This is a genomic window from Microbacterium sp. T3-8, from assembly GCF_055398145.1.
This window is the reverse complement of record NZ_AP027918.1, coordinates 2,532,870-2,545,103: the sequence shown is the minus strand read 5'-3', so window position 1 is coordinate 2,545,103 and position 12,234 is coordinate 2,532,870. Positions and strand designations below refer to the sequence as shown.

Sequence of the window (12,234 nt, the reverse complement as noted above, 5' to 3'; positions counted from 1 at the left end):
GAGAAGATGCCGAAGCAGAAGACCCATTCGGGTGCGAAGAAGCGCTTCAAGATCACCGGCAGCGGAAAGCTGAAGAAGCAGCAGGCTGGCATGCGTCACAACCTCGAGCACAAGTCGAGCCGTCGCACCCGTCGCCTCAACCAGGACCAGGTTCTGTCGAAGGCAGACGCCAAGGTCGCGAACAAGCTTCTCGGTCGCTGACGCGCCGAACGCACGATAGGAATACAGGAAAATGGCAAGAGTCAAGCGGGCGGTAAACGCTCACAAGAAGCGCCGGGTCATCCTCGAGCGCGCCTCCGGTTACCGCGGCCAGCGTTCGCGCCTCTACCGGAAGGCCAAGGAGCAGGTCATCCACTCCCTGGTCTACTCGTACCGGGACCGTCGCAAGCGCAAGGGTGACTTCCGTCGCCTCTGGATCCAGCGCATCAACGCTGCGGCACGCCAGAACGGCATCACGTACAACCGCTTCATCCAGGGCCTCGGCCTCGCGGGTGTGACGGTCGACCGTCGTATGCTCGCCGACCTCGCGGTCAACGACGCAGCGACGTTCACGACTCTCGTCGAGACGGCCAAGAAGGCTCTGCCTTCCGACGTCAACGCTCCGAAGTCGGCTGCGTAAGCAGCGATCTCTTCAGAAGGCGCTCTCCTCCGGGAGGGCGCCTTCTGCTTTCTCCGGACGCGCTGTCCACCTGGAGCGCACGCCGGCGTCGAGCGCAGCGGCCACCGCGACGGCGCAGACGTAGACGACTAGATCCCGGGGATCGAATCCCGAACCCAGCACCAGGTGCACGGGTGGGAACGCCTGGCCCAGGGCGTGCGGGATGCCGGTGAGTTGGGCGAACTCGACGGCAGCGCACACGAGGGCGGCCGACACCGCGATCGCGCCGGAGCGCGCACGGGGGAGTGCGCAGGCGATGAGCGCGTAGATCAGCACGGCGCAGAGGGCGTCCCGGCGATGTCCCCGGCCGGCCCCTCGACGAGACCGTGGACGAGGAGGCCTGCGCCGATGACGCCCGCAGCCGCTGCAGCGCAACCGATCCGTCGGCGTCGCCTCGCTCGCGGGGACGATGGGCTGTCGGTTGTCACGCCCGCACCCTATCGATCGAACCTGGAACTGCGCCTGCGTCAATGGCTCGGCGCGGGGAAGGTGTTCCCTAGACTGTGATCGTGCTGGAGAACCCCCGCTCCCCCCGAGTCCGAGCCGTCGCCAAGCTGACGAAGCGAAGCGCACGAACCGAGACCGGGCTTTTCCTCCTCGAAGGGCCGCAGGCCGTCCGAGAGGCTCTGACCTACCGTCCCGAAGCGATCGTCGAGCTCTTCGCGACCCCGACCGGGTGGGAGAGGCATCCCGACATCCGGGCTCAGGCCGCAGATGCCGGCATCGATGTCGAGCACGTCACCGAGTACGTCCTGAACGCGATGGCCGATACGGTCACTCCGCAGGGGCTCGTGGCCGTCGTTCGGCAGACGCCGACGTCCGTGCGCGACGTCTTCGCGGCATCCCCGCGCCTGGTCGCGATCTGTCAGGAGGTGCGCGATCCCGGCAACCTCGGGACGATCATCCGCGCGGCGGATGCGGCGGGAGCGGATGCCGTCGTCCTCACCGGACGCACGGTCGATCCGTACAACCCCAAAGTCGTGCGCGCCACGACGGGATCGCTGTTCCACCTCCCGGTCTCGGTCGGCGGGGAACTCGAAGACGTCATCACCCGCGCGCACGAAGCCGGTCTGCGCATCCTCGCCGCGGATGTGAAGGGTGACGACCTGCTCTCCGCGCGCGCCGAGGGCGTGCTCGCCGAGCCGACCGGGTGGCTGTTCGGAAACGAGGCGCGAGGCCTGGAGGACGACGCTCTGGCGCTGGCCGATCGCGTTCTGCGCCTCCCGATCTTCGGCAAGGCGGAGTCGCTGAACCTGGCGACCGCCGCGAGCGTGTGCCTGTACGAGAGCGCGTTCGCGCAGCGCGCCGCGACGGTCGGCTGATACTTTTGCTCCTGCCCGTCCGTCACCGCCGACGGAGAGAGGAGGGGAGCGCATGCGGATACTGATCGTGGAAGACGACGATCGCGTCGCCGCGGCGCTCGACGCCTTCCTCGCCCGTTCGGGGTATGCGACCGTGAGGGCGTCCGACGGCGCCGCGGCGATGGATCTCCTGGGGGCGGACACCGAGGTCGTCCTCCTCGATCTCGGTCTGCCCGACGTCGACGGCATCGATCTGTGCCGCCGTATCCGTGGCCGCTCCGACGTGCCGATCGTCGTCGTGACGGCGCGCAGCCAGGTCACCGAGCGCATCAAGGGGCTGCGTGCCGGCGCCGACGACTTCGTGGTGAAGCCGTACGACGTGCACGAGCTCCTCGCCCGGATCGAGGCGGTGACACGGCGCTCGCGAGCGGTGCGCCCCGAGTCCGACGGTGTGGTCACGATCCACGGCGGTGCTGTCGCGATCGATCTCGTGGCACGGCAGCTCCGGGTCGACGACCAGGCGGTCGATCTCACGCCCAAGGAGTTCGACATCGTCGCGGTGCTCGCGCGCTATCCCGGAGTCGCCGTTCCGAAGGATCGACTCATTCGCGAGGTGTGGAACACCGATTGGCGCGGCTTCGGTCACTCGCTCGAGGTGCACGTCGGAGCCATCCGTAAGAAGACGGGCTCGCACCGGGTGATCGAGACGGTGCGTGGCGTCGGCTATCGACTCGTGGGGTCGTAGCCGGTGCGCAAGCGGCTCGTGATCGTGTTCCTGGTGCCCCTGGTCGCGATCCTCCTCTCCCTCGGCGGCGCGACCGGATGGAGCGCCGCGCGCAGCATCCAGCAGGCGGTCTACACCGAACAGATCGGTGACCTCGGCTACTTCGCCACGACGGCCCGGCAGGCGCTCCGCTCGGATGCTGCCGGGGTGTTCGAGGGCGAGGCGCGCAGGTTCGAGCAGGTCTACGGGATCGAGATCGCGGTGTACGACCTCACCGGATCCGTCTGGGCGGCGAGCGAGTCGGAGCCGGGGGTGCTCTCCGAGGAGGAGGCCGAGCAGGTGCGACTCGCGCTCTCCGGCCGCCGCGCGGAGGCCCCGGAGGCCTTCTTCCCCTGGATCATCTCGGACGCCACGATGGTCGAGCCGGTGTTCGACGACGGCGATGTGATCGGCGCGGTGATGATCTCGGCCGAGGTGGAGGCTCCGCGCACGGCGATCCTGCAGCAGCTGCTGATCCTGATCGGGGTCGCCCTCGTCTCGATCTCCCTGGGCGTTCTCCTGGTGTTCCAACTCGCCCGGTGGGTGCTCTCGCCCGTGCGGCGGCTCGACGATGCGATGGTGGCGATCGAGCACGGTGAGATGGATGCGCGCGTCGCGGAGGACACAGGGCCGCCCGAACTGAGGCGGATGACGAGGGTCTTCAACGGCATGGCCGAGGAGATCGAGCGCAGCCTCGCCCGCCAGCAGGAGTTCGCGTTGAACGCCTCGCATGAACTGCGCAATCCTCTCAACGCCCTGCTGCTGCGCGTCGAGCACCTGGCGACGGGGCTCGATGACGAATGGAAGGACGACATCGAGGAGACGCGCGAGGAAGGGCGCCGGATGGCTCGGATCCTGGAGACCATGTTGAACCTCGCCCGCAGCGGTCGCGCCGATTCGATGTTCTCCGCGGTCGACCTCACCACGCTCGTCGAGCGTCGTAGCGATGCCTGGCGCGAGGTGGCGGGGCCCCGCGGCATCGGCTTCCGACGCACGGGGGAGGGGATCGTCATGTGCGTCACCGATCGCACGATCGTCGAGAGCGCACTCGATGCGGTCATCGACAACGCGGTGAAGTTCTCACCGGCCGATTCGGTGATCGAGTTGGGGGTGGAACGCGACGGCGAACGCTGTCGGTTGACCGTGCGGGATCGCGGGCCGGGGCTCGCCGGGGATCAGGTGGAGTACGCGACCGACAGATTCTGGCGCAGCGCCGACAGCGACGACACCCCGGGTACCGGACTCGGGCTGGCGATCGCCACCGATCTGCTCGCATCCATCGGTGGCGAACTGGTCGTGTCGTCGCCGGACGGCGGGGGTCTCCTGGTGTCGCTCGTGCTCACGAACGGGGGGTTCGAATGACCAGGGATCGGATGCTCCGGCTCGCGCACCGTGCCGCTGCCGCGGTCTGCGCCGCCGTCGTCGTCCTCGGCGCGAGCGGGTGCAGCCCGCGCGCGGGCGAGTGGGCGGAGGGCACGGCCGTCATCGCCGGCGGAGGCACGACGGGGGTCTACTTCGACTACGGCGGGCACTTCGCCGAGGAACTCTCGACCGCGCTCGGCGTATCGGCCGAGGTGACGGAGACGGACGGCTCCGTCGACAACCTGCGCAGGGTCGCGTCCGGCGAGGCGCTGCTCGGCTTCGCCCAGGGCGATGCGGCTGCGGATGCCGTGGCCGGACGCGGCGCGTTCGACGAGCCTCTCCCGATCCAGGCGGCGGCGCGCCTGTACGACGAGTACGTGCACGTCGTCGTGCGGGCGGACTCCGAGATCGACGGCATCACCGATCTCACCGGGCGGACGGTGTCGCTGGGCGCCGTCGGATCGGGCGTCAACGTCATCGCCACGCGCATCCTCGACGCCGCCCGGGTGGATGCCGGCTCGGTGAACAATCCGCAGCTGGATCTGCGCGAGTCGATCGCCGCGCTCGAGAGCGGCGAGATCGACGGGTTCTTCTGGGTCGGGGGGCTGCCGACGCCCGGCATCGAGAACCTCTCGGGTTCGCTGCCCCTGCGGTTGCTGCCGATCGAACAGGACTGGGTCAACGCCGTCAACGCACGGTACTCCGACGCGTACCGTTCGTCGGACTTCCCCGCGGGCGCCTACGGGATCGCGCAATCGGTGCCGACGATGGCCGTTCCGAACTACCTGATCGTCGCGTCCGCGACCCCGGATGCGGTCGTGAAGGACGTGCTCACGGTGCTCTTCGACGCGCGCTCGCGCATGGCGGAGGACGTGCCCGCGGCGGCGCTCCTGAGCCGCCGTCAGGCGATCTTCACCGTGCCCGTGGACCTCCATCCCGGAGCGGTGGACTTCTATCGCGATCAGCGCGGATGACGGCGCCGCGCCCCTCGGGGACCGCTGCGTAACGCCCTTGTTACGACCCTCAAGAAATCCTCAAGAAGTCTGACAGCGCCCGGGGGCTCTGCGATCGTGAGGTCGGTCGCGCACCGTTCGACGATGAACGCGGATGCCCGTGGGGACGGGTGGCGCGAGGACTGAACCCACCGGGGCCGACCCCCGATCGAGCACTGCCGACGACCTGGCGAGTTTGGAGAAAAGATGACCACCGGTAAAGCCCTTGTCGTGGTCGACAACGTGCAGAAGCACTACGGCGAGTTCCAGGCTCTGACCGATATCGACCTCACCGTGAACGCCGGCGAGGTCGTCGTCGTGATCGGCCCGTCCGGCTCGGGCAAGTCGACCCTGTGCCGCACCATCAACCGCCTCGAGACGATCACCAGCGGGACCATCAGCATCGACGGCAAGGCGCTGCCCGCCGAGGGACGCGGGCTCGCCGAACTCCGCGCCGACGTCGGCATGGTCTTCCAGTCGTTCAACCTGTTCGCCCACCTGACGATCCTCGAGAACGTCACCCTCGGCCCGATCAAGGTGCGCGGCCTCAAGAAGGCCGACGCCGAGCGCGAGGCGATGGAACTGCTCGAGCGCGTCGGCGTCGCCAAGCAGGCGTCCAAGCTTCCGGCCCAGCTCTCGGGCGGGCAGCAGCAGCGCGTCGCGATCGCGCGAGCGCTGGCGATGCATCCGAAGGTCATGCTGTTCGACGAGCCGACCAGCGCGCTCGACCCCGAGATGATCAACGAGGTGCTCGACGTCATGGTCGAGCTCGCGCACGAGGGCATGACGATGATCGTCGTCACCCACGAGATGGGCTTCGCCCGCAAGGCGGCCGACCGCGTGGTCTTCATGGCCGACGGTCGGATCGTCGAAGAGGCCACGCCCGAGGAGTTCTTCACCCATCCGAAGAGCGATCGCGCCAAGGACTTCCTCTCGAAGCTCCTCACCCACTGATCACCCCAGACCCTGCACCCACAGCACACGAAGGAGACGCACATGCGACGCACACGGACACTGGCAGGTATCGGAATCGCGGCGGTGGCGCTGCTCGCGCTCACCGCCTGCAACAGCGGAACCCCGTCGAGCACGGGCACCGGCGGCGGCGACGACGGCGGCGACGCCTCGAGCAGCACGCCCTGGACGGTGGCGACCGATGTCAGCCTCGACGGCAGCCCGACGTTCGACCGGATCTCGTCCAGCGGGACGATCAAGGTCGGCGTCAAGGAGGACCAGCCCGGGCTCGGCTACCTCGACCCCGTGACGGGCGAGCGCACCGGTTTCGACGTCGACATCGCACGCTGGATGGCCGCATCCCTCGGGGTCGACCCCGAGAAGATCGAGTTCCAGGCGATCGCCTCGGCGAACCGCGAGCAGGCGATCGTGAACGGTGACATCGACTACTACGTCGGCACCTACTCGATCACCGACAAGCGCAAGGAGCAGATCTCCTTCGCCGGTCCGTACTTCGTGACGGGCCAGGGCCTCCTCGTCGGGGCCGACAGCGACATCGAGAGCGTCGACGACCTCGACTCCTCGACCACGGTGTGCTCGGCCACGGGCTCCACGCCCATCCAGAACATCAACACCAACTACCCCGAGGTTCCCACCAAGGAGTACGACACCTACTCCAAGTGCGTCGAGGACCTCAAGAACGGCCAGGTGGACGCCGTCACGACCGACGAGGCGATCCTCATCGGCTACGCGGCTCAGGACCCCGACAACCTCAAGGTCGTCGGCGAGCCCTTCAGCGAGGAGCGCTACGGCATCGGTGTGGCGAAGGATGACACCGCACTCGTCGAGTACTTCAACACGCAGCTGACCGACGGCGGCGACGTCTGGGAGCAGATCTTCGAGAACAACCTCGGAGCCTCCGGAGTCAAGGCGACCCAGCCCGAGGTCGACCCGATCAGCTGATCCGAGCGGGGCGGCCGATATCCTCGGCCGCCCCGCCCATCGGCAGAGCGTCGCGCCAATTCGAATCGACAGGAGCACCAGTGGGAGTCATCACCGACCACCTCGATCTCTGGGGGGAAGCGCTGTGGGGAACGATCGCGCTGTTCCTGGGTGGAGGTCTCATCGCGATCGTCCTCGGACTGATCGTCGGCGCGGCCAGAGTGTCCCCGGTCCCGATCGCCCGCGCGGTCGGCGGCGTCTACGTGAACTGGATCCGCAACACCCCGTTGACCCTGGTCATGTTCTTCTTCGCGTTCTGCCTGCCGATCCTTCTCGGCGAACGCGTCAATTCCCTCCTGCTCGCGGTCATCGCCCTCGGTCTCTACACGGCCACCTACGTCGCGGAGGCGTTGCGCGCCGGCATCAACACGGTGCCCGTCGGGCAGGCTGAGGCCGCCCGGGCGATCGGCCTGAACTTCGGCCAGGTCATGCGCTACGTCGTGCTGCCGCAGGCGACCCGATCCGTCGTCCCCCCGATGATGAGCGTGCTCATCGCCCTCATGAAGAACACGACCGTCGCGGCGGGCTTCTCCGTCGTCAACCTGGGCACGATCCGCGCCGCACTCAGCGAGCGCGGCGAGAGCGCCCTGGTCGTGCTGCTGTGGGTCATGGTCATCTTCGTCGTGCTGGTGCTGCTGCTCGCCTGGGTCCAGCGAGTGCTCGAGAACAAGTGGAGGATCTCGCGATGAGTTCCGTTCTTTTCGACGTCCCCGGTCCCCGCGCCATCGCGCGCAACAGACTCATCGGAGTCGCGACCGTGCTCGTGGTGCTCGCCGTGCTCGGCTGGGTCGTGTGGCGGCTCTTCGCCACCGGGCAGTTCTCGGCGGAGAAGTGGAACATCTTCTCCTACTCCGCGGTCTGGGTCCGCTTCGGCGAGGGGCTTCTCAGCACGCTCGCCGCCTTCGCCGCGGCCGGCGTCGGCTCGCTCGTCCTCGGCTTCGTCCTGGGCATCGGGCGTCTCTCCGAGCACGCCTGGGTCCGGGAACCGGTCCGGTGGATCATCGAGGTGCTGCGCGCCGTCCCCGTGCTCGTCCTCATGATGCTGCTGTACTACGGCCTCCCCGTCGTCGGCATCAAGATGTCGCCCTACTTCGCGGTCGTGATCGCGCTCATCGTCTACAACGGCTCGGTGCTCGCCGAGGTGCTGCGCGCCGGTGTCGAGTCGCTGCCGCGCGGGCAGGCGGAGGCCGGGTACGCGATCGGACTCCGCAAGAGCGGAGTGATGTGGTTCATCCTCCTGCCGCAGGCCGTGCGAGCGATGATGCCCGTGATCATCGCGCAGCTCGTCGTCGCGCTGAAGGACACGGCTCTCGGGTTCATCATCACGTACCAGGAGCTGCTGTACGTCATCAACCAGATCGGCAACCAGGCGCCCTACGGCTCCCCGCTCATCCCGGCGGCGATCGTCGGCGGCTCCATGTACGTCGCCGTCTGCCTGGTGCTCTCCTACATCGCGTTCCGCCTCCAGCGTCGCACCAAGCGTTCGCCCAAGGCGGGAGATGCGGCTCCGGACCCGCGTCAGCACGCCGGTGAGACGAACACCGAGCTGATCACGCTGCAGCGCGGGACCGACAGCGGGCGAAGCGCGACCCCCGGAGCATGACGGTGGCGGGATCGTCCGATCCCGCCACCCCGCGCCGGTAGACTCGTTTCTCGTGTCCGAGACTCCAGAAATCACCCCGGAAGCGGTCGAAGCAGCCGTCGCCGCAGCCCTGGCAGCGATCAACGCAGCGACCGACACCGCCGAGCTCAAGGCGGCCCGTGCCGCCCACGTGGCCGACGGTTCGCCCCTCGCCGTCCTGAACGCCTCGATGCGTCAGGTCGCCCCCGAGAACAAGGCCGCCTTCGGCAAGCTCGTCGGCCAGGGGCGCGGTCAGGTCACGCAGGCGCTCGCCGCCAAGGACGCCGAGCTCGCTGCCGCCGAGGTCGCGGCGCGCCTCGAAGCCGAACGCATCGACATCACGGCGGTGCCGTCGCGCACGCGCGTCGGTGCGCGGCATCCGCTCTCCCTGCTCCAGGACCAGGTTTGCGACATCTTCGTGGGCATGGGATGGGAGATCGCGGAGGGTCCCGAACTCGAGCACGAGTGGTTCAACTTCGACGCGCTCAACTTCGACGTCGACCACCCCGCCCGCCAGGAGCAGGACACGTTCTACGTCGACCCCGCCTCGCGACACCTCGTCATGCGCACGCACACGAGTCCCGTCCAGGTGCGCTCGATGCTCGACCGCGAGGTGCCGATCTACGTGCTCTGCCCCGGGCGCGTCTACCGAACCGACGAGTTCGATGCGACGCACCTGCCGGTGTTCACCCAGTTCGAGGGTCTCGTGATCGACAAGGGCATCACGATGGCGCACCTCAAGGGCACGCTCGACCACTTCGCGAAGCAGCTGTTCGGCCCCGAGGCCAAGATGCGCTTCCGCACCAACTACTTCCCCTTCACCGAGCCCTCCGCCGAGCTCGATCTGTGGCACCCCACTTTCAAGGGCGGCGCACGGTGGATCGAGTGGGGCGGCTGCGGCATGGTCAACCCGAACGTGCTGCGTGCGGCCGGGATCGATCCCGAGGTGTACAGCGGCTTCGCGTTCGGCATGGGCATCGAGCGGGGACTCATGTTCCGCAGCGATGTGCAGGACATGCGTGACATGGCCGAGGGCGATGTCCGATTCAGCGAGCAGTACGGGATGGTGGTGTGATGCGCGTCCCGCTTTCGTGGTTGCGTGAGTACGTCGATGTGGCAGCGGATGCGTCCCCCGAGGACGTCCTCGCGGCACTGGTGACGGTCGGCTTCGAAGAGGAGGACGTGCACCGCTTCGACATCACGGGTCCCGTCGTCGTCGGACAGGTGGTCTCGCTCGAGGGCGAACCGCAGTCCAACGGCAAGACCATCAACTGGTGCCAGGTCGACGTCGGCGAGGCGAACGGCGGCGTGCGCGGCATCGTCTGCGGCGCCCACAACTTCGTCGCCGGAGACAAGGTCATCGTGACGCTCCCGGGCGCGGTGCTGCCCGGCCCGTTCCCGATCGCGGCCCGCAAGACCTACGGGCACGTGTCGGACGGCATGATCGCCTCGGCGCGGGAGCTCGGGCTCGGTGACGAGCACAACGGCATCCTCGTGCTGTCCGACCTGGGGATCGACGCCCCGGTCGGTGCCGACGCGATCGCCCTCCTCGGGCTCGACGACGTCGCGGTCGAGATCAACGTCACGCCCGACCGCGGGTACGCCTTCTCCTTGCGCGGTGTGGCCCGTGAGTACTCGCACGCGACGGGAGCGGAGTTCCGCGACCCGGCCGAGCGGGACTTCGCCGAGCTGCAGCCGGGCACCGGCCATGTCGCGATCGTCGACGATCAGGCGCCCGTGCGCGGACGTGTGGGCGCGAGCGAGTTCGTGACCCGGGTCGTCCGCGGGGTCGACCCGTCCCGCCCGACACCTCCCTGGATGATCGCGCGGCTCTCGCTCGCGGGCATGCGCTCGCTCGGCGTGCTGATCGACATCACGAACTACGTCATGCTCGAACTCGGCCAGCCGCTGCACGGCTACGACCTCGACAAGCTCACGGGCGGCATCACGGTGCGCCGCGCTCGGGCGGGCGAGAAGATGACGACTCTCGACGGCCAGGAGCGCACGCTCCACGTCGAGGATCTGCTCATCACCGACGAATCCGGACCCATCGGCCTCGCCGGCGTCATGGGCGGCGGCACGACCGAGATGAGCGACACGACGACCGACGTCCTCATCGAGGCCGCGTCGTTCGATCCCACCACGATCGCGCGCACCGCACGCCGGCACAAGCTGCCCAGCGAGGCGTCCAAGCGCTTCGAGCGCGGCGTCGACCCGCTCATCCCGTTCGTGGCGGCCCGTCGTGCGGCCGACCTCATGGTCGAGCTGGCCGGCGGTACGCTCACCGACGAGGGGGGCGCGCTCTTCGCCGAGGTCTTCGTCGGCGAGATCGACCTGCCCGCAGGCTTCGTCGAGGGCCTGATCGGCGTCGACTACACCGAGGCCGAGATCACCGGTGCCCTCACCACGATCGGTGCGGAGGTGACCGCTGCCGACGACGGGTGGACCGTCATCCCTCCGACCTGGCGTCCCGATCTGACCGACAAGTGGACGCTCGCCGAAGAGGTCGCCCGTATCCACGGCCTCGACCGCATCCCCTCGGTGCTTCCCACGCCGCCGTCGGGCCGCGGACTCACTGCGCACCAGCAGGGCCGCCGCCGGGTGGCGAACGCCCTGGCGTCCGCGGGCTTCGTCGAGACCCCCGCCTTCCCGTTCACGACCGAGGCGCAGAACGACCTCCACGGATCGGCGACGGGGGAGCACCTGCCCAGCATCCGGCTGGCGAACCCGCTCGACGGCCAGGCGCCGTTCCTGCGACGCTCGCTGGTGCCGGGGCTGCTCCAGACGGCGCACCGCAACATCTCACGCGGACTCACCGACCTCGCGATCTTCGACACGGGTGCGGTGTTCCTGCCCGAAGCCGGGACGACCTACGGCACGGATGAGGTTCCGCCTCTCGGGGAGCGCCCCTCGGAGGAGACCCTCGCCGAGCTGAACGCATCGATCCCGCCGCAGAACCGCTTCCTCGCCGCTCTCCTGACCGGGAACGCGACCCCGCGCCAGCCGGGACGTCCGGCCGAGGCGGCCGGGCTCTCGGATGCTCTCGACGCCGTGCGCGTGATCGCGACGGCCGCAGGCGTCGAGATCGATGTCATGCAGAGCACGCGTGCCGCCCTCCACCCGGGGCGCACGGGCGACCTGCGCGTCGCGGATCGGGTCGTCGGCTACGTCGGCGAACTCCACCCCGCTGTCACCGCGGATGCGGACCTCCCGGGGCGAGCGACCGTGCTCGAGGTCGATCTCGATCTCGTGCTCTCCCTCGCGGGTGAGCGCATCGTCGCCGCATCGCTCTCGACGTTCCCCGCCGCGACGCAGGACGTCTCGCTCGCTGTGTCGATCGAGGTTCCGGCCGCGGATGTCGAGGCAGCACTCGCCGAGGGCGCGGGTGCACTCCTCGAATCAGTGCGCCTGGTCGACGACTACCGCGGTGAGGGCGTTCCTTCGGGTTCGAAGAGCCTGAGTTTCGCCCTGCGTTTCCGCGCCGACGATCGCACTCTCACGGCGGCCGAGGCCAGTGAAGCCAAGCTCGCGGGCGTCGCCGTCGCCGCCGAGCGCTTCGGGGCGGCTCTCCGCGACTGAGTCCC

Annotated in this window: 13 protein-coding genes; 12 read left to right on the top strand and 1 reads right to left on the bottom strand. The window is 68.7% G+C overall.

Going from position 1 to position 12,234, the window contains the following annotated elements; all coding sequences use genetic code 11:
• Positions 1 to 6 precede the first annotated feature (6 nt).
• Together rpmI and rplT are read left to right on the top strand one after the other, a co-directional pair.
• Complete coding sequence (gene rpmI / locus ACZ5Y9_RS12165; protein ID WP_247625340.1) at positions 7 to 201, top strand: 50S ribosomal protein L35; 195 nt, start codon at positions 7 to 9, stop codon at positions 199 to 201.
• A 31-nt stretch (positions 202 to 232) separates the two neighbouring features.
• On the top strand, positions 233 to 619 hold the full coding sequence (gene rplT / locus ACZ5Y9_RS12160) for a 50S ribosomal protein L20 (protein ID WP_045252681.1): 387 nt from the start codon (positions 233 to 235) through the stop codon (positions 617 to 619).
• A 12-nt stretch (positions 620 to 631) separates the two neighbouring features.
• Here rplT and ACZ5Y9_RS12155 read toward each other — a convergent pair whose 3' ends face one another.
• Entirely contained in the window at positions 632 to 934 is a 303-nt protein-coding gene (locus tag ACZ5Y9_RS12155; RefSeq protein ID WP_464471446.1) for a ribosomal maturation YjgA family protein, read from the bottom strand.
• A gap of 233 nt (positions 935 to 1,167) precedes the next feature.
• On the opposite strand from ACZ5Y9_RS12155, the gene ACZ5Y9_RS12150 reads away from it, so the two are divergent.
• The 10 genes from ACZ5Y9_RS12150 (at position 1,168) to pheT (ending at position 12,229) form a co-directional block, all read left to right on the top strand.
• A complete protein-coding gene (locus ACZ5Y9_RS12150) occupies positions 1,168 to 1,980 on the top strand; it encodes a TrmH family RNA methyltransferase (RefSeq protein ID WP_247625342.1) in 813 nt (270 codons plus the stop codon).
• Between the two features lie 52 nt (positions 1,981 to 2,032).
• On the top strand, positions 2,033 to 2,704 hold the full coding sequence (locus ACZ5Y9_RS12145; RefSeq protein ID WP_247625343.1) for a response regulator transcription factor: 672 nt from the start codon (positions 2,033 to 2,035) through the stop codon (positions 2,702 to 2,704).
• A 3-nt stretch (positions 2,705 to 2,707) separates the two neighbouring features.
• A complete protein-coding gene (locus ACZ5Y9_RS12140; RefSeq protein WP_404598561.1) occupies positions 2,708 to 4,084 on the top strand; it encodes a sensor histidine kinase in 1,377 nt (458 codons plus the stop codon).
• The gene (locus tag ACZ5Y9_RS12135; RefSeq protein WP_464471445.1) at positions 4,081 to 5,058 is read left to right on the top strand and encodes a TAXI family TRAP transporter solute-binding subunit; all 978 of its coding nucleotides are present in this window, start codon (positions 4,081 to 4,083) and stop codon (positions 5,056 to 5,058) included. Before ACZ5Y9_RS12140 ends, ACZ5Y9_RS12135 begins: the two co-directional genes overlap by 4 nt.
• Positions 5,059 to 5,283: 225 nt before the next feature.
• Positions 5,284 to 6,030, top strand: a complete 747-nt coding sequence (locus ACZ5Y9_RS12130; RefSeq protein ID WP_247625346.1) for an amino acid ABC transporter ATP-binding protein — start codon at positions 5,284 to 5,286, stop codon at positions 6,028 to 6,030.
• A 42-nt stretch (positions 6,031 to 6,072) separates the two neighbouring features.
• Positions 6,073 to 6,990, top strand: coding sequence for a glutamate ABC transporter substrate-binding protein (locus ACZ5Y9_RS12125; RefSeq protein WP_247625347.1), 918 nt, complete (start codon positions 6,073 to 6,075; stop codon positions 6,988 to 6,990).
• An 80-nt stretch (positions 6,991 to 7,070) separates the two neighbouring features.
• Entirely contained in the window at positions 7,071 to 7,718 is a 648-nt protein-coding gene (locus ACZ5Y9_RS12120; RefSeq protein WP_247625348.1) for an amino acid ABC transporter permease, read from the top strand.
• Entirely contained in the window at positions 7,715 to 8,632 is a 918-nt protein-coding gene (locus tag ACZ5Y9_RS12115) for an amino acid ABC transporter permease (RefSeq protein WP_464471444.1), read from the top strand. The genes ACZ5Y9_RS12120 and ACZ5Y9_RS12115 overlap by 4 nt, the downstream gene beginning before the upstream one ends.
• Before the next feature lie 52 nt (positions 8,633 to 8,684).
• Entirely contained in the window at positions 8,685 to 9,725 is a 1,041-nt protein-coding gene (gene pheS / locus ACZ5Y9_RS12110) for a phenylalanine--tRNA ligase subunit alpha (RefSeq protein ID WP_464471443.1), read from the top strand.
• Positions 9,725 to 12,229, top strand: a complete 2,505-nt coding sequence (pheT, locus tag ACZ5Y9_RS12105) for a phenylalanine--tRNA ligase subunit beta (RefSeq protein ID WP_464471442.1) — start codon at positions 9,725 to 9,727, stop codon at positions 12,227 to 12,229. The genes pheS and pheT overlap by 1 nt, the downstream gene beginning before the upstream one ends.
• Positions 12,230 to 12,234 lie beyond the last annotated feature (5 nt).

Bases quoted from the DNA above. Each gene is read 5' to 3' on its own strand.
- ACZ5Y9_RS12130 (WP_247625346.1), top strand. From the start codon at position 5,284: ATGACCACCGGTAAAGCCCTTGTCGTGGTCGACAACGTGCAGAAGCAC.
- ACZ5Y9_RS12145 (WP_247625343.1), top strand. From the start codon at position 2,033: ATGCGGATACTGATCGTGGAAGACGACGATCGCGTCGCCGCGGCGCTC.
- rplT (WP_045252681.1), top strand. From the start codon at position 233: ATGGCAAGAGTCAAGCGGGCGGTAAACGCTCACAAGAAGCGCCGGGTC.
- ACZ5Y9_RS12125 (WP_247625347.1), top strand. From the start codon at position 6,073: ATGCGACGCACACGGACACTGGCAGGTATCGGAATCGCGGCGGTGGCG.
- ACZ5Y9_RS12115 (WP_464471444.1), top strand. From the start codon at position 7,715: ATGAGTTCCGTTCTTTTCGACGTCCCCGGTCCCCGCGCCATCGCGCGC.
- rpmI (WP_247625340.1), top strand. From the start codon at position 7: ATGCCGAAGCAGAAGACCCATTCGGGTGCGAAGAAGCGCTTCAAGATC.
- ACZ5Y9_RS12135 (WP_464471445.1), top strand. From the start codon at position 4,081: ATGACCAGGGATCGGATGCTCCGGCTCGCGCACCGTGCCGCTGCCGCG.
- pheT (WP_464471442.1), top strand. From the start codon at position 9,725: ATGCGCGTCCCGCTTTCGTGGTTGCGTGAGTACGTCGATGTGGCAGCG.